The organism is Pseudogulbenkiania sp. MAI-1, assembly GCF_000527175.1.
Lineage (GTDB): Bacteria > Pseudomonadota > Gammaproteobacteria > Burkholderiales > Chromobacteriaceae > Pseudogulbenkiania.
Map to the genome: position 1 here is coordinate 477,899 of NZ_AZUR01000001.1, position 19,640 is coordinate 497,538.

At 67.0% G+C, this 19,640-nt stretch carries 18 protein-coding genes; 11 read left to right on the plus strand and 7 right to left on the minus strand.

Annotation, left to right across the window (positions count from 1 at the left end; genetic code table 11):
- The first annotated feature begins 18 nt into the window (after positions 1-18).
- The 7 genes from PSEMAI1_RS0102235 to ylqF all read left to right on the plus strand — a co-directional run bounded on the left by PSEMAI1_RS0102235 (position 19) and on the right by ylqF (position 6,840).
- Entirely contained in the window at positions 19-1,206 is a 1,188-nt protein-coding gene (locus PSEMAI1_RS0102235; protein WP_024301294.1) for an acyl-CoA dehydrogenase, read from the plus strand.
- Positions 1,207-1,363: 157 nt separating this feature from the next.
- Complete coding sequence (locus PSEMAI1_RS0102240) at positions 1,364-2,557, plus strand: CaiB/BaiF CoA-transferase family protein (RefSeq protein WP_024301295.1); 1,194 nt, start codon at positions 1,364-1,366, stop codon at positions 2,555-2,557.
- A 217-nt stretch (positions 2,558-2,774) separates the two neighbouring features.
- The gene (locus PSEMAI1_RS0102245) at positions 2,775-4,394 is read left to right on the plus strand and encodes an electron transfer flavoprotein-ubiquinone oxidoreductase (protein ID WP_029770445.1); all 1,620 of its coding nucleotides are present in this window, start codon (positions 2,775-2,777) and stop codon (positions 4,392-4,394) included.
- Between the two features lie 294 nt (positions 4,395-4,688).
- Positions 4,689-5,276: a hypothetical protein gene (locus PSEMAI1_RS20825; protein WP_024301297.1), complete on the plus strand. Its 588-nt coding sequence runs from the start codon at positions 4,689-4,691 to the stop codon at positions 5,274-5,276.
- Positions 5,267-5,605 (plus strand): membrane protein, encoded by a 339-nt coding sequence (locus tag PSEMAI1_RS0102255; protein WP_024301298.1) that lies wholly within the window; start codon positions 5,267-5,269, stop codon positions 5,603-5,605. Before PSEMAI1_RS20825 ends, PSEMAI1_RS0102255 begins: the two co-directional genes overlap by 10 nt.
- 82 nt (positions 5,606-5,687) lie before the next feature.
- Complete coding sequence (locus PSEMAI1_RS0102260; RefSeq protein WP_008955614.1) at positions 5,688-5,900, plus strand: DUF3820 family protein; 213 nt, start codon at positions 5,688-5,690, stop codon at positions 5,898-5,900.
- 4 nt (positions 5,901-5,904) lie between these two features.
- On the plus strand, positions 5,905-6,840 hold the full coding sequence (gene ylqF / locus PSEMAI1_RS0102265) for a ribosome biogenesis GTPase YlqF (RefSeq protein WP_024301299.1): 936 nt from the start codon (positions 5,905-5,907) through the stop codon (positions 6,838-6,840).
- A 77-nt stretch (positions 6,841-6,917) separates the two neighbouring features.
- Here ylqF and PSEMAI1_RS0102270 read toward each other — a convergent pair whose 3' ends face one another.
- From PSEMAI1_RS0102270 to PSEMAI1_RS0102280, 3 genes are read right to left on the minus strand one after another with little or no spacing between them, the layout of a single operon-like run.
- Positions 6,918-7,376, minus strand: a complete 459-nt coding sequence (locus tag PSEMAI1_RS0102270; protein ID WP_024301300.1) for a DUF3592 domain-containing protein — start codon at positions 7,374-7,376, stop codon at positions 6,918-6,920.
- The gene (gene ruvX / locus PSEMAI1_RS0102275) at positions 7,373-7,801 is read right to left on the minus strand and encodes a Holliday junction resolvase RuvX (RefSeq protein WP_024301301.1); all 429 of its coding nucleotides are present in this window, start codon (positions 7,799-7,801) and stop codon (positions 7,373-7,375) included. Before ruvX ends, PSEMAI1_RS0102270 begins: the two co-directional genes overlap by 4 nt.
- Positions 7,794-8,354, minus strand: a complete 561-nt coding sequence (locus PSEMAI1_RS0102280) for a YqgE/AlgH family protein (RefSeq protein WP_024301302.1) — start codon at positions 8,352-8,354, stop codon at positions 7,794-7,796. The genes ruvX and PSEMAI1_RS0102280 overlap by 8 nt, the downstream gene beginning before the upstream one ends.
- A 100-nt stretch (positions 8,355-8,454) precedes the next feature.
- Here PSEMAI1_RS0102280 and smc point away from each other — a divergent pair, with 100 nt between their 5' ends.
- Positions 8,455-11,943, plus strand: coding sequence for a chromosome segregation protein SMC (gene smc / locus PSEMAI1_RS0102285; RefSeq protein WP_024301303.1), 3,489 nt, complete (start codon positions 8,455-8,457; stop codon positions 11,941-11,943).
- A gap of 59 nt (positions 11,944-12,002) precedes the next feature.
- Here the strand turns inward: smc and PSEMAI1_RS0102290 are convergent, their stop codons facing one another.
- Genes PSEMAI1_RS0102290 through PSEMAI1_RS0102305 form a run of 4 tightly spaced genes read right to left on the minus strand, consistent with a single transcriptional unit; the run spans position 12,003 to position 14,176 of the window.
- A complete protein-coding gene (locus tag PSEMAI1_RS0102290) occupies positions 12,003-12,575 on the minus strand; it encodes a YceI family protein (RefSeq protein WP_029770448.1) in 573 nt (190 codons plus the stop codon).
- A 24-nt stretch (positions 12,576-12,599) separates the two neighbouring features.
- Positions 12,600-13,148, minus strand: coding sequence for a YceI family protein (locus PSEMAI1_RS0102295; RefSeq protein ID WP_024301305.1), 549 nt, complete (start codon positions 13,146-13,148; stop codon positions 12,600-12,602).
- A 28-nt stretch (positions 13,149-13,176) separates the two neighbouring features.
- Positions 13,177-13,722, minus strand: coding sequence for a cytochrome b (locus PSEMAI1_RS0102300; protein ID WP_024301306.1), 546 nt, complete (start codon positions 13,720-13,722; stop codon positions 13,177-13,179).
- A complete protein-coding gene (locus tag PSEMAI1_RS0102305; RefSeq protein WP_024301307.1) occupies positions 13,709-14,176 on the minus strand; it encodes a MarR family winged helix-turn-helix transcriptional regulator in 468 nt (155 codons plus the stop codon). The genes PSEMAI1_RS0102300 and PSEMAI1_RS0102305 overlap by 14 nt, the downstream gene beginning before the upstream one ends.
- 324 nt (positions 14,177-14,500) lie before the next feature.
- Here PSEMAI1_RS0102305 and PSEMAI1_RS0102310 point away from each other — a divergent pair, with 324 nt between their 5' ends.
- From PSEMAI1_RS0102310 to PSEMAI1_RS0102320, 3 genes are all read left to right on the plus strand, one after another.
- Positions 14,501-15,667 (plus strand): cell division protein ZipA C-terminal FtsZ-binding domain-containing protein, encoded by a 1,167-nt coding sequence (locus tag PSEMAI1_RS0102310; protein ID WP_024301308.1) that lies wholly within the window; start codon positions 14,501-14,503, stop codon positions 15,665-15,667.
- A gap of 61 nt (positions 15,668-15,728) precedes the next feature.
- Positions 15,729-18,164 carry an NAD-dependent DNA ligase LigA gene (gene ligA / locus PSEMAI1_RS0102315; RefSeq protein WP_024301309.1) on the plus strand — a complete coding sequence of 812 codons (2,436 nt, stop codon included), beginning with the start codon at positions 15,729-15,731 and terminating at the stop codon, positions 18,162-18,164.
- Positions 18,161-19,639 carry a tetratricopeptide repeat protein gene (locus PSEMAI1_RS0102320; RefSeq protein ID WP_232219818.1) on the plus strand — a complete coding sequence of 493 codons (1,479 nt, stop codon included), beginning with the start codon at positions 18,161-18,163 and terminating at the stop codon, positions 19,637-19,639. The genes ligA and PSEMAI1_RS0102320 overlap by 4 nt, the downstream gene beginning before the upstream one ends.
- Position 19,640 lies beyond the last annotated feature (1 nt).

Genomic DNA, 19,640 nt, shown 5'->3' on the forward strand with positions numbered 1-19,640 from the left:
CGCAAAGGAGAGTTGCCGATGGCCGCCCCAACCAGCCGTGCCCCGTTTTCCTGGGAAGATCCGCTTCTGCTCGACACCCTGCTGACCGAAGAAGAGCGCATGGTGCGCGATACCGCCCACGCCTACTGCCAGGAACAGCTGATGCCGCGCATCCTGACGGCCAACCGGGAGGAGCGCTTCGATCGCGAGATCATGAACGAGATGGGCGAGCTGGGCCTGTTGGGCTGCACCATCGACAGCCACGGCTGCGCCGGGCTCTCCCACGTCGCCTACGGCCTGATCGCGCGTGAAGTGGAGCGTGTCGACTCCGGCTACCGTTCGGCGATGAGCGTGCAGTCATCCCTCGTCATGCACCCGATCTGGGCCTACGGCACTGAAGCGCAGAAAGATAAGTACCTGCCCAAGCTCGCCAGCGGCGAATGGGTCGGCTGCTTCGGCCTGACCGAGCCCGACGCCGGCTCCGACCCGGCCGGCATGAAGACCCGCGCACGCAAGGTGGACGGCGGCTATGTGCTCAAGGGCAGCAAGATGTGGATCACCAACAGCCCGATCGCCGACGTGTTCGTGGTCTGGGCCAAGGACGACGAGGACGAGATTCGCGGTTTCCTGCTGGAGAAGGGTATGCAGGGGCTGTCGGCACCGAAGATCCACGGCAAGTTTTCGCTGCGCGCCTCGATCACCGGCGAGATCGTGATGGACGACGTGTTCGTGCCGGAAGAGAACCTGCTGCCGGGCGTGAAGGGCCTGAAGGGGCCGTTCGGCTGCCTCAACAAGGCGCGCTTCGGCATCGCTTGGGGCGCGATGGGGGCCGCCGAATTCTGCTGGCACGCGGCGCGCCAGTACACGCTGGACCGTAAGCAGTTCGGCCGTCCGCTGGCCGCCAACCAGCTGATCCAGCTCAAGCTCGCCAATATGCAGACCGAGATCGCGCTGGGCCTGATGGCCGCGCTGCAGGTGGGCCGGCTGCTGGACCAGGGCCGCGCGGCGCCGGAGATGATCTCGCTGATCAAGCGCAACAACTGCGGCAAGGCGCTCGACATCGCCCGCGTGGCGCGCGACATGCATGGCGGCAACGGCATCGCCGACGAGTTCCACGTCATCCGCCACGTGATGAACCTGGAGGCGGTCAACACTTACGAGGGTACGCACGACGTGCATGCCCTGATTCTGGGCCGGGCCCAGACCGGGATTCAGGCGTTCGCCTGATAGGGAGCGGCCGCCGAGGCTCCACCCGGCGGCCATGGTCGTTCCTGTCTGTCCTTGGCCCGGCGCGACCGGGCCATTTTTTTCGCCGTGGCAGTCCGAAGCGGATGGCATGCCGTCCGTTCCGGCCTGTTTCGGCCACCCTTCTGAGGAGATGACAATGTCTGGCGCCCTTTCCGGTTTCAAGGTTCTCGATCTGACCCGCGTCCTGGCCGGCCCGTGGACCGGCCAGCTGCTGGCCGACCTCGGCGCCGAGGTGATCAAGGTGGAACGCCCCGGCCAGGGCGACGACACCCGGCAGTGGGCGCCGCCCAGCCTGCCGGACGGCACCGCCGCCTATTTCCTGTGCGCCAACCGCGGCAAGCGCTCGGTCACCGTCGACATCACCCGTCCCGAAGGCCAGGCCATCGTGCGCCGCCTGGCCGCAGAAGCCGACGTGCTGCTGGAAAACTACAAGGTCGGCGGGCTGAAGAAGTACGGGCTCGACTATGACAGCCTCAAGCAGCTCAACCCGCGCCTGGTGTACTGCTCGATTACCGGCTTCGGCCAGGACGGCCCCTACGCCGAACTGCCCGGCTACGACTACATCGTGCAGGGTATGAGCGGGCTGATGAGCATCACTGGTCCGGCCGACGGCGAACCGCACAAGGTCGGCGTGGCGGTGACCGATCTCTTCACCGGTCTTTACGCCGCCAACGCGGTGCAGGCGGCGCTGCTGGCACGCAGCCGCACCAGAGAGGGCCAGTACATCGACATGGCGCTGTTCGACTGCTCGCTCGCCATGCTGGCCAACGTCAACATGAACTGGCTGATCGGCCGCACCGTGCCGCCGCGGCTCGGCAACGCCCATCCCAACATCGTGCCCTACCAGGTGTTCAGGACCGCCGGGGAAGGGCACTTCATCCTCGCCTGCGGCAACGACAAGCAGTTCCGCGCGGTCTGCCAGCTGATCGGCCGGCCGCAACTGGCCGACGACGAGCGCTTCGCGACCAACCCGGCGCGGGTACAATATCGCGATCAGCTGGTGCCGCTGCTGGCCGAAGCCTTCCTGGCCCGTGGCCGCGACGAGTGGCTCAAGGCGCTCGACGAGGCCGGCGTGCCGTGCGGGCCGATCAACAACGTGGCCGAGGCCTTCGCCGATCCGCAGATCAAGCATCGCGGCATGGAAATCCACCTGGAAGACAGCGCCGGGCAGGACGTGCCGCTGGTTGGCTGCCCGATCAAGCTGTCCGGCACCCCGGTGGCGTATCACCGCGCCCCGCCCAAGCTCGGCGAAGACACCGACGCGGTATTGCGTGCTCTGGGGTATGATGGTGAGTCAATTGTGCAACTGCACGAAACAGGAATAATTTAAACGCTTGTTTGATTTTTGACGGACGGACATGATTCATTGCATCATGTTGCCATTCATTCCAAACAGCATTAGGAGCGAGAAAACGAAGCCCGTCAGGGCGAGTTTCTGCGAAGCTAAGGCGAAGGCAAGTGAGCCTAGCCGACAAAGTTATCGCTTCTAAGGCGAGTTGGAACAACGTCATTCGGATGAGCGAGGAGTAGCGGTGGAACGCGAATACATGGAATACGACGTGGTGATCGTGGGCGGCGGGCCTTCCGGCCTGACCGCGGCGATTCGCCTCAAGCAACTGGCGGCCGAAAAGGGGCAGGACATCAGCGTCTGTCTGCTGGAAAAGGGCTCCGAGATCGGCGCGCATATTCTCTCTGGCGCGGTGATCGAACCCCGGACGCTGAACGAACTGATCCCGGACTGGAAAGAGAAGGGCGCCCCGCTCAACACCCCGGCCAAGAAGGACCAGTTCCTGCTGCTGACCGAGACCGAGTCGATCCAGCTGCCCACTCCGCCGCAGATGCACAACGAGGGCAACTACATCATCAGCCTGGGCAATTTCTGTCGCTGGCTCGGCCAGCAGGCCGAGGAGCTGGGCGTGGAAATCTACCCCGGCTTCGCCGCCGCCGAAGTGCTCTACCACCCGGACGGCTCGGTCAAGGGCGTGGCCACCGGCAACGTCGGCACCGGCAAGAACGGCGACCTGGAAGGCGAGCCCGGCATCGAGCTGTGGGCCAAGCAGACCATCTTCGCCGAAGGCTGTCGCGGCTCGCTCACCAAGACCCTGTTCGAGCGCTTCAAGCTGCGTGACGGCGCCGACCCGCAAACCTACGGCATCGGCATCAAGGAACTGTGGGAAGTCCAGCCCGAGAAACACGAACCGGGCAAGATCACCCACACCGCCGGCTGGCCGATGGACACCGCCACCTACGGCGGCTCCTTCCTCTACCATCTGGAAAACAATCAGGTGGTGGTGGGCTTCGTGGTCGGGTTGGATTATCAGAACCCTTACCTGTCGCCCTACGAGGAATTCCAGCGCTTCAAGACCCATCCGGCCATCAAGGGGGTGTTCGAAGGCGGGCGCCGCCTGTCCTACGGCGCGCGCGCCATTTCCGAAGGCGGGCTGCAGAGCATCCCCAAACTGACGTTCCCGGGCGGGGTGCTGATCGGCGACACCGCCGGCTTCCTCAACGTGCCCAAGATCAAGGGCACCCACACCGCGATGAAGTCCGGCATGCTGGCCGCCGAGGCCATTGTCGAGGCGCTGTCGTCCGCCGTGGAAGGTCAGCCGATCGAAGCCACCGCGTACACCGCCAAGTTCAGGCAGAGCTGGCTCTACGACGAACTGCACCGCGTGCGCAACATCCGCCCGTCGTTCCGTTGGGGCTTGTGGCCGGCGATGCTCTACTCGGCCATCGATACTTATCTGTTCCGGGGACGTGCGCCGTGGACGCTGCATCACAAGCATGCCGACCACGAATGCCTGAAGACCAAGGACGAGTGCGAGCCGATCGCCTATCCGAAGCCGGACGGCGTGCTGACCTTCGACCGCCTGTCGTCGGTGTTCATCTCCAACACCAACCACAGCGAAGACCAGCCTGCGCACCTGAAGCTGAAGGACCCGACGGTACCGATCCGCATCAACCTGGAAAAGTACGACGCACCGGAGCAGCGCTACTGCCCGGCCGGGGTGTACGAGATCGTCGGCCGCGAGGAGGGCGCACCGCGCCTGCAGATCAACGCGCAGAACTGCGTGCACTGCAAGACCTGCGACATCAAGGACCCGACCCAGAACATCAACTGGGTGACGCCGGAAGGCGGCGGCGGGCCCAACTACCCGAACATGTGATCGAGCAAACCCGGCGTTATGCCGGGTTTTTTCTGGCCATGCGCCTTGACAGGGCAGGGCGGCTGTCGGCATGATGGGGCCATGCTTAAATCCTTTGTCACCTCCTACGTCTATTTTTATTGGTACCGCAGCTCAAGGCGGCACCAAGGGGCGTGTGTGCTCTGACAAAGCAAACCCGACACACCAGATTCCCGACAAATGCCGCCGCGGTTCAGGCGGCATTTGTCTTTTCCAGCTCCGGCAAATGATCCTCCCGAACCGCAGTGAAAACCGATTTCACTGGAGAAGAAGATCATGAACCCCCGCCATGAAGCCCTGCCGAGCGTTGACGCCGGACTGTCGAGCCTGCCGGGCTGTGCTATCACCCTGTTAAGGGATGCCGAGTTGCTGTCCGAGGGCGCCAGCGGCGTGGCCGAGCTGCGCGCCGCCCAGCCCGTGCCCGGCACCCTGCTGCTGGCGGAGTCGCGCCTGCCCGGCATCCGCACCGTGGCCATGCTGTTGGCCGCCGCCCGGCACCGCGCCAATGGCGGCCGTGCGCCGGCCCGCTTCAGCGACGCGGCCGACTGGCTGGCGGCACGCATCCTGCTGCTGGGCCTGAGCCACGTGGCGGTGAATGCCGACACGCTGCCGCAACTGGACGAGGCGAACCGCCGCGTGGTCGAATTGTCCCACCGGCTGGGGCTGCCGCTGCGACCGGCCGCTCCGGTGCTGATGACCGGCGGGGCCGATACCGAGGTGGCGGGACCGAGCTTGGCGTTGTGGCTGGACCGCTGCCCGCTGGATAAGGTGCTCGAATTCGGCCGTGCACAGACGGCGCAACTGCTGGCTCGCTGGGAGGCGGTCGGCGCAAAATCCAAGAATAAGGAAACGGCATGGAACTGATCGACCGGGAGTTCGAGCGCAAGCTCAACAACCTGACGCTGACCGTCTACATCCTGCAGGCGGCGAGCCTGTTCGTCGGGGTGACGGCGATCGTCGGCATCGTCATCAACTACCTGAAGCGCGACGACACCCGTGGCACGCTCTACGAGAGCCACTTCCTGTGGCAGATGCGCACCTTCTGGTGGGGGCTGCTGGGTCTGGCGCTGGGTTATCTGACGGTGTTCCTGCTGGTCGGCTTCCTGATCCTGTTCGCCGTCTACGTCTGGCTGATCTACCGGGTGGTCAAGGGCTTTCTCAATCTGAACGACGGCAAGCCGATGCCATTGTAAAGACAGGTTTTTTTTCCGCCGTCGCATGGTCAGTTGGCCCGGTCTTTGGCACAATGCGCTTCCCCGAGTTCGAGTGCCCGTCATGAATGCCGATGACCTTCTCCTGCTGGTGACCCGCCAGATGCCGTTCGGCAAGTACCAGGGCCGGCTGATTGCCGACCTGCCCGGGCACTACCTGGCCTGGTTCGCCCGCGAGGGCTTTCCCAAGGGGGAAATCGGCCGCTTGCTGCAGCTGGCCTTCGAACTCGATCACAACGGACTGTCGTCCCTTTTGGACCCCTTACGGAAACGGTAACAGCATGGCGATTCAATGGTTTCCCGGCCACATGAACAAGGCGCGCAAGGATCTGGCCGAGCGCGTCAAGGATATCGACGTGGTCATCGAAATGCTGGATGCCCGTCTGCCAGCCTCCAGCGCCAACCCGATGATCGCCCGCATGACGCGCGGCAAGCCGGCGTTGAAGATTCTCAACAAGCAGGACCTGGCCGACCCGGCCGTGACCCAGGTCTGGCTGGATTACTACTGCGCCAGGCCAGGCACCCGTGCCATCGCGCTGGATGCCGGCGAGCGCGCGCCGGTCACCAAGCTGGTATCGGCCTGCCGCGCCCTGGCGCCCAACCGCGGCGGCCTGGAAAAGCCGCTGCGCGTGCTGATCTGCGGCATCCCCAACGTCGGCAAGTCGACGCTGATCAACAGCCTGACCGGGCGACGCATCGCCAAGACCGGCAACGAGCCGGGCATCACCAAGGGCCAGCAGCGCATCCTGCTGGCCGACGACTTCGAACTGGTCGATACCCCGGGCATGCTGTGGCCCAAGATCGAGGTGGAGGAGGGCGGCTACAACCTGGCTGCCAGCGGCGCGGTCGGCCGCAATGCGCTGGACGAGGAAGAGGTGGTGCTGGAACTGCTACGCTACCTGATGAAGCATTACACCCCGTTGTTGCAGGAGCGCTACAACGTCGGCGACATCGACGGCTGGCAGGATTTCGAGGTGCTGGAGCAGATCGGCCGGCGCCGCGGCGCCATGCTGGGCGGCGGGCGCGTCAACATCCAGAAGGCGGCCGAGATCGTGCTGACCGACTTCCGTGCCGGCAGCATCGGCCCGATCACGCTGGAGCGGCCGGACGAGTGGAAGGCCTGGGAGAAGGCTGCGCGCGAGCGCGAGGCACAGCGTCAGGCCCTGCGCGAGGCGCAGCGGCTGGAGAGGGAACAACGAGCCAAGGGCTCGCGCTGAGCGGCGTGGAGCGGTTGATGCAATGAAAACGGGTGCCACCAGGCACCCGTTTCGTTTTGGCGGGCAAGACCGAAGGCCTAATCGTTGCCCTTCAGCAGCAGCACCAGGCCCGCCGCGGCCACGATCAGCGTTAGCGCCTTGCCGGCCCAGGCGGTCCAGTGTTCGCCCGGTTCCAGGCAGGCCACCTGTGGCCGCTCCGGGTTGTAGTACACGCGCACCACCGCGCCGTGCGGGTAGCGCGCCAAGACCGCTTCGGCCTGCTCACGGCTTTGCATGGCGCCGGGGTTGGGGTAGCGCCGGATCGACGATTCGTGGATCTGTCCGCCGACGCTGTAGCGGTAGCGCAGCTGCGGCAGGTAGTCCTCGCGCTGGCCATCGCCGCCCGGATGGGGGCGGACGTCCAGCCGGCTTTCCACGATGGTGCCGCTGGTGACGGGCCAGTGCGCGGCGCTCTGGCCCTTTTCGCCCAGCTTCCACAGGTAAACGAAGGCGGCACCGCCGATCAGCATCAGCGCGAGTGCCATCAGCCGCGTCACACCGCCTCGCCTGGTTGCTCGAACCAGGTCTGCAGGATGGCCTGCGCCGCCACCTGGTCCAGCGCTGGTTTCTGCTTGCGGCCGCGCACGCCGGCTTCGTTGAGCAGGCTTTCCGCGATCAGCGAGGTGTGGCGCTCGTCGACCAGCCACACCGGCAGGCCGAAGCGGCCCTTGAGGCGATTGGCGAAGCGGCGCGAGAGCCGGGTCAGGTCGTGCTCGGTGCCGTCGGCGTGCACCGGCAGGCCAACCACCAGCTGGGCCGGGCGCCATTCCTCGATCAGCTTGCCGATGGCGGTGAAGCGCTGTTCGGTGATCTCGGTGTCGATGGTGGTCAGCGGATGGGCGATGCCGAGCAGCGTCTCGCCCATGGCGACGCCGATGCGGCGTTCGCCGAAATCGAAGGCCAGCGTGGTTCCGTCAGGCATGGCCGCAATCGGTGGAGAGCAGGGTGGGGTCGAAGCCCAGCAGCGCCATGGCCGCGTCGTAACGTTCCTCGGCCGGCAGCGAGAAGATGATGTGCGGGTCGGCCTTGACCGTCAGCCAGCCGTTGTTGCGGATTTCCTCTTCGAGCTGGCCGCTCGACCAGCCGGAGTAGCCCAGGCTGACCATCATGGTGTCCGGGCCCTTGTTCTCGGAGACCGCCACCAGCACGTCCTTGGAGGTGGTCAGCGCCACCTCGTCGGTGACCAGCAGGCTGGTTTGCCAGTTGCCGACCGGCATGTGCAGCACGAAGCCGCGCTCCGGCTGCACCGGGCCGCCGAAGTAGACCGGCTCGCCCTGCAGCGCTTCTTCGTCCAGCGGCAGGTCGATCTGGTCGAACAGCTGCGCCATGGCGATGCCGGAGGGCTTGTTGACGATGATGCCCATGGCGCCGTGCTCGCCATGCTCGCAGAGGTAGACCAGCGAGCGCGCGAACAACGGATCGGTCATGCCGGGCATGGCGATCAGGAACTGATTGGACAGGGTGAGCGATTCCATGAAGCCATTATGGCACAACTCGCGGCAGGTACCAGCGGGCGACGGCGTCGCCTGCCTGACGTAAAATGCGGGCTTTCGCTCCCTTTGTTGCGAGGACGTCTTGCGTCTCACCCATATCAAACTGTCGGGCTTCAAGTCCTTTGTCGATCCTACCGCGATCCCGGTGCCGGGCCAGTTGGTGGCGGTGATCGGTCCGAACGGCTGTGGCAAGTCCAACGTGATCGATGCGGTGCGCTGGGTGTTGGGCGAGTCGTCGGCCAAGCAACTGCGCGGCGAATCGATGCAGGACGTGATCTTCAACGGCTCGTCCACGCGCAAGCCGGTCAGTCGCGCTTCGGTCGAGCTGGTGTTCGATAACGGCGACGGCCAGCTCACCGGGCCGTGGGGGCAGTACGCCGAGGTGGCGATCAAGCGCGTGCTGACACGTCAGGGCGAGTCGAGCTACTTCATCAACAACCAGCAGGTGCGCCGGCGCGACATCACCGACCTGTTCCTCGGCACCGGCGTGGGCGCGCGCGGCTACGCGGTGATCGAGCAGGGCATGATCTCGCGCATCATCGAGGCGCGCCCGGAGGAGCTGCGCGCCTACCTGGAAGAGGCGGCCGGGGTGTCCAAGTACAAGGACCGGCGCCGCGAGACCGAGAACCGCCTGGCCGATACCCGCGACAACCTGGAGCGCATCGGCGACCTGCGCCAGGAGCTGGAGCGCCAGGTCGAGAAGCTCACCGAACAGGCCGAGGTGGCGGCACAGTTCCACGACCTGAAGGGCGCGCTGACCCACAAGCAGAACCTGCTGGCGCTGGCGCGCCGCGAAGAAGCCGCTCGCACCGAGGCCGCCGCGCGTGCCGAACTGGCGCGCATCGAGACCGAGGAGGCAGCGCAGGAGGCGGCGCTGACCCACCTGGAGACCGAGCTGGAAACGGTGCGCGAGCAGCACTTCGCCGCCAGCGATGCGGTGCACGCCGCGCAGCAGGCGCTGTTCGAGGCCAACGCGCAGCTGGCGCGGCTGGAAGAGGCGCAGCGCCACCGCGAGCAGAGCCGCGCCCGGCTTGTGCGCGAACTGGCCGTCGCCGGCAGCGAGCGGCAGACGCTGGCCGAAAGCCGGGCCGTGGTCGCCGCCCAGCTCGACGAGTGGCTGCCGCGCCACGAGGAGGCGCAGCTCAAGCTGGAGGAAGCGCAGCTGGCGCTGGAGGATGGTGCCGACGCGCTGCCGCGCGCCGAGGGCGATTTCCGCCAGGCCGATCAGGCGCTGACCCAGCTCACCAGCCAGCAGGCCAACCTGATGCGCGAGCGCGACCTCGGGCGCCAGCGCGTCGAACACCTGAACCAGGCATTGCAGCAACTGGCGGGACGGGAGGCGGCGCTCTCGCGCGAGCTGGCCGACCTCAACCTGCCGGAACAGGCCACGCTGGCGGCGGCCGAGGCCGAAGTGGCGCGCGCCCGTTCCGCGCTCGACGCGGTGCGCGCCCGGGTGGTGGCGGACGAGGCCAAGCTGGCGGATCTCGCTTCCGAGCGAGAACGGCTCGACGAAACCCTGGCCGAACGCCGCGCCCAGCTCGCGCGGGCCGAAGCCGAGGCCGCCGCCTTGCAGGCGGTGCTGGCGCGCGAGGCTGCCGGCGAGCAGCTCTCCGGCTGGCTGGAGCAGCAGGGGCTGGCCGAAGCGCCGGCGTTGTTGCAGGCGCTGAACGTCGACCCGGCCTGGCGCGTGGCGCTGGAGGCGGTGCTGGCGGAGCGCCTGACCGCGCGTGCCGGCCGGTTGCCGGATGCCTTGCCGCCGGCCCCGCTTTGTCTGGTGGACGGCGCAACACACGCTGTGTTGCGTGCGGAAACCCGATCCTGGCCGGCCTTGTTCGATTGTGTCGCGGCTGATGACGCCTTTGCCGCCGTGCTCGCCGACTGGCTCGCCGGCGTGTATCGCGCCGATACCCTGGAGCAGGCGCTGGCGCGGCGCCAGGAGCTCACTGCGGGCGAGTGCTGGGTGACGCCGGAAGGGCACCGCATCGGTATCGCCAGCGTCAGCTTCCACGCCGCCGCCAGCGACGACGGCGTGATGGCGCGTAAGAGTGCGCTCGACGCCGCGCTGGAGCGGGCCGCCGCCCTGCAGCCGGAGATCGACGCCGCACAGCGCCGGCGCGAAACGCTGCAGAGCCAGAGCGGCATGCTGGCCGAGGCGGTGCGTGCGCAGAAGGGGGCCTTGACCCGGCTCGAGGCCGAACTCAACGCCGCCACGCTGGAACAGGTCAAGCTCGACCAGGCGGCGCGCCAGGGCGCGGCGCGGCTGGCCGCGATCGAGGCCGAGCGCGAGCGCATCGCCGACGAGCGCGCGCGTGCCGGGGAGGAGATCGGCGAGGCCGGCATCGGCAGCGAGGAAGCGGCGCTGATGCTGGAAGAGCTGGCGTTGACCCTGGAAGAGGCGCGGCTGGCGCGACTCAACGCCGAGACCGGGCTGCAGCTGGCGCGCAACAAGACGCGCGACGCCGAACGCCTGGTGCACGAGGCGCGGCTGGAGCTGAACACCGCCGAGCAGAAGGTGGCGGAACTGGCGCGCCGCGGCAAGGAACTGGAAGAACGCGACGACCAGCTCGCCGAACGGCTGGAAAACCTGGCCATGGAGGCCGAGACGGTGGACGAGGCGGTGCCGGAAGAGGCGCTGCAGCTGGCGCTGGAGCAGCGTGACGAGCGCGAGGCGCAGCTCGCCGCGGTGCGCGACCAGCTCAACGGCCTGACCGAGCAGCTGCGCCAGCTCGGCCAGCGCCAGCACGAGGTCAGCGCCGCGTTGCCGGCGCTGCGCAACGCCCGCGCCGACTGGCTGCTCAAGCATCAGGAAGCGCGGCTGGGTGTGGAGCGTTTCAACGAGGAGCTGAAGGAGGCCGGTGCCGACGAGGCGGCGCTGCTGGCCGACCTGACCGACTCGGTCAAACCCAACGCCCTGGCGGCCGAGATCGCCCGTCTCGCCCGGGCGCTGGAAAACCTCGGTGCGGTCAACCTGGCGGCACTCGATGAGCTGCAGCAGGCGCGCGAGCGCGGCGACTACCTCGCCAGCCAGAGCGACGACCTGTTGCAGGCGATGGCGACGCTGGAGGAGGCCATCGCCAAGATCGACGGCGAGACGCGCGATATGCTGCAGTCCACCTACGATGCGGTCAACGCCAAGATGAGCGAATTCTTCCCGACGCTGTTCGGCGGCGGCCGCGCCGAGCTGGTGCTGACCGGCGAGGACCTGCTCGACGCCGGGGTGCAGATCATCGCCCAGCCGCCCGGCAAGAAGAACAGCACCATCCACCTGCTGTCCGGCGGCGAGAAGGCGCTCACCGCGATGAGCCTGGTGTTTTCCCTGTTTAGCCTCAACCCGGCGCCGTTCTGTCTGCTCGACGAGGTCGACGCCCCGCTCGACGACGCCAATACCAGCCGCTTCTGCGACCTGGTCAAGCGCATGGCCGAGCGCACCCAGTTCCTCTACATCTCGCACAACCGCCTGACCATGGAGATGGCGGAGCAGCTGGTCGGCGTCACCATGCAGGAACAGGGCGTCAGCCGCATCGTCGCGGTGGACATCGTCGAGGCCTTGCAGATGCGCGAGACCGCCTGAGAAAAACAAACAGCCCGCCATTCCGGCGGGCTGTTTGTCATGTCGGCTGCGTGAGGGGCTTACTCGGCCTTGGCGGCTTCGATCGCCACTTTCAGCGTCACGTCGTCGGCGATGGCGGGCAGGAAGGTCTTCATGCCGAAATCGCTGCGCTTGATCACGGTTTCGGCATTGGCGCCGTAGGTTTCCTTGCCGGTCATCGGGTGCGGCTTGCCGGCGAACTGGGTCACCTTCAGCGTCACCGGCTTGGTCACGCCGAGCAGGGTCAGGTCGCCCTTCACCGCGGTCAGCTTGTCGCCCGAGAACTCCAGGTCCTTGGACTTGAAGGTGATGGTCGGGAACTGCGCCACGTTGAAGAAATCCTTGCTCTTCAGGTGCTTGTCGCGGTCCGGCAGGAAGGTCTGCAGCGAGTCGGTGTCAATGGTGATGTCGACCGTGCCCTTCTTGGCGGCGGTGTCGAGTTCAACCTTGCCGCTGGTCTTGGTGAAGGTGCCGGACTGTACCGAGAAGCCCAGGTGGTTCACCTCGAAGCGCGAGTAGGTATGGGTCGGGTCAACGTTGTAGGTTACCGGGGCGGCCAGGGCGGCGGTGCTCAGACCGGCCAGCGTGGCGGCGATCAGGGTTTGCTTCATCATGTTTTACTCTCTCCTGCAGGTTGCTTACTTGGTATTGGCCGGGAAGGCCACGCGGAACTTGATCTGCACTTCGTCGGCGACGGTGCCGGTATCGGTCCAGTCGCCCTCGCCGATCTTGAAGGCCAGACGGGAAATCGGCATCACCCCTTCCACCACGCTCAGGGCGCCTTGTGGTTTCAGCGTGAACGGCGCACTGACGTCGCGGGTGACGCCTTTGAGCGTCAGCTTGCCGCTGACCTGGAAGCGGTTGGGGCCGGTGCTCTTGATGCTGCTCGACACGAAGCGGGCGGTCGGGAACTGGCCGGCGTTGAACCATTCCTTCTTCTTGGCCTCGGCCTCGGCGTCGCGCGTCGGCAGGCTGATGCTGCCGGTCTGGATGGTGATGTCGGCCTTGCCGGCTTCCGGCTTGGCCGGGTTCAGCTCGACGTTGGCGGTGAAGCTCTTGAAGCCGCCGTCGACCGGCGTCCCCAGTTGTTTCATGGCGAAGCCGATGCGGCTTTGGGTCAGATCGGCCGGCGCGGCGAAGGTGAGCGGAGCCGCGAGCAGCAGGGCGACGGGAATCAGCAATTTCATGATCGTGTCTCGGGGGTGGAGTTGATGGTCAGGCGCGCGGTTGTTTCAGGCTCATGCGGAACAGCAGGCCGTCACGGTCGATGAAGTGGTGCTTGAACGCCGCCAGTACGTGGCCGGCGACGGCCAAGGCCAGCGTCCAGTTGAGCAGGCCGTGTACTTCCTTGAGCTGGTCGGCCAGGGTCTCGTTCGCGGCGATCAGGTCGGGCAGCGGCAACAGGCCGAGGTAAACCACCGGGATGCCGTAGGCCGAGCTCATCAGCCAGCCGGTCAGCGGCACGGCCAGCATCAGCGCGTACAGCACGAGGTGGCCGATCTTGGCGGCCAGCTGCGCCAGCGGCGACATCGTCGCCGGCAGCGCCGGCGCACGCCACAGCAGCCGTCCCAGCAGGCGCAGCGCGACCAGCGCCAGCACGCTGATGCCGAGCCACTTGTGCCAGCCGATCAGCTTGAACTTGGTGGGGGAGAGGGGCATGTCGGACAGCGTCAGCCCCAGGCCGAAGGCCACCACGATCAGCAGCGCCACCAGCCAGTGCAGCAGGATGGACGGGGTGGCGTAACGTTCAGTTCGATTCATTGTCTTGCTTCTCCAAAGCCTGGTTGAGCAGGGTTTTCAGCGTGGCGAACTCGCCCGACCAGCGCTGGAGCTGCTCGCGGTCGCAATCGCGGAACGCCTCGTGCATGTAGTCGCAGTGCGCCGGAAACACCTGGCGGAACAATTCCTCCCCTTCCGGGGTCAGCGAGATGAACACGCTGCGCCGGTCCTCCGGTCGCTCCTGGCGCGTCACCACACCTTTCTCGGCGAGCCGGTCGATCACGCCGGTCAGCGTGCCCTTGGTGATCAGGGTCTTTTCCGACAGTTCCTTGCAGCTCATGCCCGGGGTGTTGCCGAGCGTGGCGATCACGTCGAACTGCGGCGGCGTCAGGCCAAGCTGTCGCACGTGGCGCGCCGAGTATTGCTCGAAGGCCTGGAAGGCGCGCACCAGCTCCCGGATGACGGGGAGGACGTCGGTCTTGTAAACGGTGTTCATGGGCAGCTCTGCTATTAGTCCTGACTAGTTTATTTATAGTTAGAACTAAATGGCAAGCGCCGCCGAATCCGCCGTGTCCGAATCGCGCTATGACAGGACGTTGGCGTGATTGGTTCAGCGCGCCGCATGATGGAGAAATGACGCGAATGGTGCGTTGCAACATCATTTCGCGACAGCGGCATGTCGATTCGACCGTTTTTTATGGAAGGGGCGAGGCGTGAAGTGGTAAGGTTCGGGTGAAACGATTGACGCAGTGATAGCTGTGTCAAGCATCCCCTTCCGATATAATGCCTCGGGATTATTCGCCTTAACGCGGACTGGCTGATGAGCGAATTGCAGATAGGTTTACTGGTGCTGGGCGCGGCCGTGATCGGCCTCGTCTACGGGTTCAACGTGTTGCAGGAATGGCGCTTTCGCAAGAAGACGCGCCAGGCCTTCGCGCGTCATCATGACGATGTGTTGCTGAACGTCCCCAAAAACAACGTGCGCGACGGCGTCAAGGCCGCTCGGCTGGAGCCGGTGCTGGTCGACGCCGGCAGCGACGACGCCGAGCCGGAACTGCCGCGCTTCGAGCCGGAGCTGCCGCCGCCGGACCCGCACGAAGCGATCGAACTGCCGCGGTTGGACGAGGAAGACGAAGCGGACGACGAGATGGACCGCGCCTTCGACTCGGCCGACCACCAGGCGCTGGTGGTGGCGATGCTCGATCCCTCGCTCGACTTCATCGCCGAAGTGGTGTTCCACCAGTCGCACGAGCTGGCGGCGATGCCGCGCTTCAACGTCGCCAAGCGCGTGCAGATCATCGGCCGCACCGAGAAGGGCCTGTGGAAGCCGGCCGAAATTCTGCCCGGCACCCGCTACAAGCAGCTCAACATCGGCCTGCAGCTGGTGGATCGTGGCGGCGCCGTGACCGAGCAGGAGCTGGCGAGCTTCTGCCAGCAGGTGACGCGCTTCGCCGACGAGCACAACGCCGCGGTCAGCTTCCCGCAGCGCCAGCAGAAGCTGGTGGCCGCACGCGAGCTGGACCGCTTCTGTTCCGAGGTCGACGTGCTGATCGGCATCAACATCGTGCCGCGCCAGCCGATCGAGGGCGCGCGGCTGCGCAGCTTCAGTGAGGCGGGCGGCCTGCAGCTGGAGCCGGACGGCGCGTTCCACTACCTGGCCGACTCGGGCAACTCGCTCTACTCGCTGGCCGCCGCCGACCAGACGCCGTTCAGCTACCACAACCTGCTCGACCACTCCTTCGCCGCGCTGACGCTGCTGTTCGACGTGCCGCGCGTGGCCGGCGGGGTCGAGGTGTTCGACCGCGCCCTGGAATTCGCCCAGCAGCTGGCGCACGAGTTCGACGCGCAGCTGGTCGACGACAACCGCCGCGTGCTGTCCGAAGCCGGCCTCACCCGCATCCGCGACCAGCTGCAGCACATCTACGGCAGCATGGACGACCGCGGCATTGCGCCGGGGAGTGTGGCGGCGCTGAGGCTGTTCGCCTGATATTGAATACAACGGAATCACCGGCCGGCTGCATGCCGGCCTTTTTGCTATGGGTTTGACAATGTCGCAATCGAACGAGCGCGAACAGGCCGCGCAGCGCATCGCCGAGCTGGTGCCGCTCTTGAACCGCTACAGCCGCGAATACTACGAACTGGATGCGCCGACGGTGCCGGACGCCGAGTACGACCGGCTGTTCCGCGAGCTGGAGGCGCTGGAGGCGGCGTTTCCCGAGCTGCGCCGGGACGATACGCCGACCTTGCGCATCGGCGGGGCGCCGCTGGCCGAGTTCGCCAGCGTGACGCACACCGTGCCGATGCTGTCGCTGAACAACGTCTTTTCCGACCTCGACGCGGCCGATTTCGGCCAGCGCCACGCCGAACTGATCCAGTTCGACGAGCGCGTGCGCAAGGCGCTGGGCGTGCCGGCGATCGATTACGCGGTACAGCCCAAGTTCGACGGCCTGGCGATCAGCCTGGTCTACCGCGACGGCGTGCTGGTGCAGGGCGCCACGCGTGGCGACGGCTTCACCGGCGAGAACGTCACCGAGAACCTGCGCACTGTGCGCGCCATCCCCTTGCGCCTGGATACCGAGCATCCCCCGGCACTGCTGGAAGTGCGCGGCGAGGTGCTGATGCTCAAGCGCGACTTCGAGCAGCTCAACGCCGAGCAGACTGCGCGCGGCGAGAAGACCTTCGCCAATCCGCGCAACGCCGCTGCCGGCAGCCTGCGCCAGCTCGATTCGCGCATCACCGCGCGGCGCCGGCTGTCGTTCTTCGCCTACGCCATCGCCCAGGTCGACGGAGCCGAGTGGCCTGGATCGCACCAGGCCGAACTCGACTGGCTGCACCGGCTCGGCATTCCGCTGGCGCCGGCCGCGCTGCGTCCGGTGGTGCACGGCGTCGAGGGGCTCGCGGCCTATTACGAATCCATCCGTCAGCAGCGGGGCAGCCTGCCGTACGATATCGACGGCGTGGTGTACAAGGTCAACGACCGCGCGCAGCAGGAAGCGCTCGGCTTCGTGTCGCGCGCGCCGCGCTGGGCCATCGCCCACAAGTTTCCCGCCGAGGAGGCGCTGACCCTGGTCGAAGCGATCGAGGAACAGGTCGGCCGCACCGGCGCCATCACCCCGGTGGCGCGCCTGAAACCGGTGTTCGTCGGCGGCGTCACCGTCACCAACGCCACCTTGCACAACGAGGACGAGGTGCGGCGCAAGGACGTGCGCGTCGGCGACACCGTGGTGGTGCGCCGCGCCGGCGACGTCATTCCCGAGGTGGTGTCGGTGGTGCTGGAGCGCCGGCCGATGAAGCCAGCCAGCGGCGACGACCTATTCAGCCAGCACGAAGAGCCCCTGCACCCGGCCTACCGCCTGCCGACCACCTGCCCGGTGTGCGGCAGCCACGTGGTGCGCGAGGAGGGCGAAGCGGTGGCACGCTGCTCCGGCGGCCTGATCTGCCGTGCCCAGCGCAGCCAGGCGATCCAGCATTTCGCCGGGCGGCGCATGATGGACATCGACGGCCTGGGCGAGCGCTACATCGAGAATCTGGTCGAGTTCGGCTACGTCAACAGCGTGGCCGACCTGTACTCCCTGACGCTGGATGATCTGCTGGAGATGAAACGGCGCGCCGACGAGCGCGACGGGGTGGTGCCGGAAACGGTGCAGAAGGGCCAGATCGCCACCAAGTGGGCCGAGAACCTGCTCGCCGCCATCGCCGCCAGCCGCCGCCCGACGCTGGCGCGGCTGCTGTTCGCGCTCGGCATCCGCCACGTCGGCGAATCCACCGCCAAGACCCTGGCCGACTGGCTGGGCCGCCTCGAGCTGATCCGCCGGGCACCGGCACCGCTGTTGGCCGCGCTGCCCGACATCGGCGGCGTGGTGGCCGAGTCGATCGCCGACTTCTTCGCCGAGGACAACAACGAAGCCGCGCTCGACGCCCTGCTGCGCCACGTGGCGCCGGCTGACGAGCACGCGCCGTCGCCCAGACTGGCCGAACGGCTGCAGCCGGCGGCACTGCTGGCGCGGCTCGGCATCCCGCGTCTCACCGAACTGCGCAGCCAGCAACTGGCCGGCCAGATCGCCGGTCTTGGCGCGCTGGCGGCCAGCGAGCGGCGCGAGCTGATGCAGCTCGATCTGCCGGCCGACGTCTTCAACGCCCTGGCCGACTGGCTCGACGAGCCGGGACGCCGCGCCGAGCTGGCCAAGCTCGCCGAACTGGTGGACGCCATCCTGGCCGATCTGCCCGCGCAACCGGCATCGGCCACGCTGGTGCTGGAGGGCAAGACCCTGGTGTTGACCGGCACGCTGCCCACGCTGTCGCGCGATCAGGCCAAGGAACTGATCGAGGCGGCCGGCGGCAAGGTGGCCGGCAGCGTGTCGAAGAAAACCCACTACGTGGTGGCCGGCGAGGCGGCGGGCAGCAAGCTCGCCAAGGCGGAAGAGCTCGGCGTGCCGGTGCTCGACGAGGCTGGGCTGCGTGCGTTGCTGGATGGGGCGGCGTGAGTCCGAAAACAGGGAAGAACATGAAGGAGACGGCGACGGAAGCGTTCGAGAGGGGTAACCTGCTGGCGGCGGCCGGGCAGTTCGAAGCGGCCATCGCCGCCTTCGACCGCTGCCTGGCACACGACGCCGGCGACTGGCAGGCGCTGGCCAACCGCGCCAACGCCCGAATGAAGCTCAAGCACTATCCCCAGGCGCTGGACGACTACCTGCAGGCCGCCGCGCTCAATCCGGCGGCGGGCAGCATCAAGTGCAATCTGGCGGTGCTGCTCAAGGAACTGGGCGAGCTGGCGCTGGCTGAAAACCTGCTGCGCGAATTGCTGACGGCGGAGCCCGGTCATGTCGACGGCTGGGGCAATCTCGGAGTGGTGCTGCAGTACGCCTTGCGCTACGAGGAATCCGTCGCCTGCCAGCGCCGGGCGATCGAGCTGGGCGGGCCATCGCCGGCCCGCCTCAACAATCTGGGCAACGCCTTGAGTTGCGCCTTGCGGCTGGACGAGGCGGTGGCGGCCTACCGCGCCGGGCTCGACTTGGCGCCGGGTGATGCCGACCTGAGCTTCAACCTGTCGATCGCCTTGTTCCTGCAAGGGAATTACTCCGCGGCCTGGCCGCTGTACGAGGCGCGCTGGTCCTCGGTGCTGGTGCCGCGCTACAGCGAGCGGCGCTGGCAGGGCGAGGAACTGGGGTCACGGACGCTGCTGCTGTGGGCCGAGCAAGGCCTGGGCGACACGCTGCAGATGGCGCGCTTCCTGCCCGTGCTGCGCCGACGCCATCCCGATGCCCGCCTGGTGCTCGCGGTCCCGCGCACCTTCTTGCGGCTGTTCGGGCAATTCGATGGGGTCGAACTGGTCGAGCTCGACGTGGCCACGCCACCGCACGATGTGCAGATCCCGCTGATGTCGCTGCCGGGCGTGCTGGGCGTCGAGCTGGAGACGCTGCCTACGGCGCCCTATCTGCAGGCGCTGCCGGCCTGGCAGGCGCGTCTTCCCGTTGCCGGACCGGGGCGCTTGCGCGTCGGCGTGGTGTGGGAAACCGGCAGTTGGGGCGTGGGCATCGCCGACCACGGGCGGCAGAACAAGTCGGTGCCGCTCGAACTGTTCTCCCGCCTGTTCGACGTGCCGAGCGTCGACTTCATCTCGCTGCAGCTGGGCGAACTGCCAGCCGGCCTGGAAGGCAAGGTGCAGGCGGCGCCCATCGCCGACTTCGCCGACACCGCGGCGGTCATCGGGCAGCTCGACCTGGTGCTGAGCGTCGACACCTCGGTGGTGCACCTGGCCGGCGCCATGGGCAAGCCGGTGTGGGTGCTGATGCGGGCCGAGAGTGCGCCGTTCTTCATGGCCGATGGCGAAGCCAGTCCGTGGTATCCGTCGATGCGTATTCTGCGCCAACACCGGCCGGGCGAGTGGGACGAGGTCATCGCTCGCGCTGCCCAGGAGTTGAGCGGACTTTGCTCGGCAAAGCCGCTCGCGGCGGGGTAAA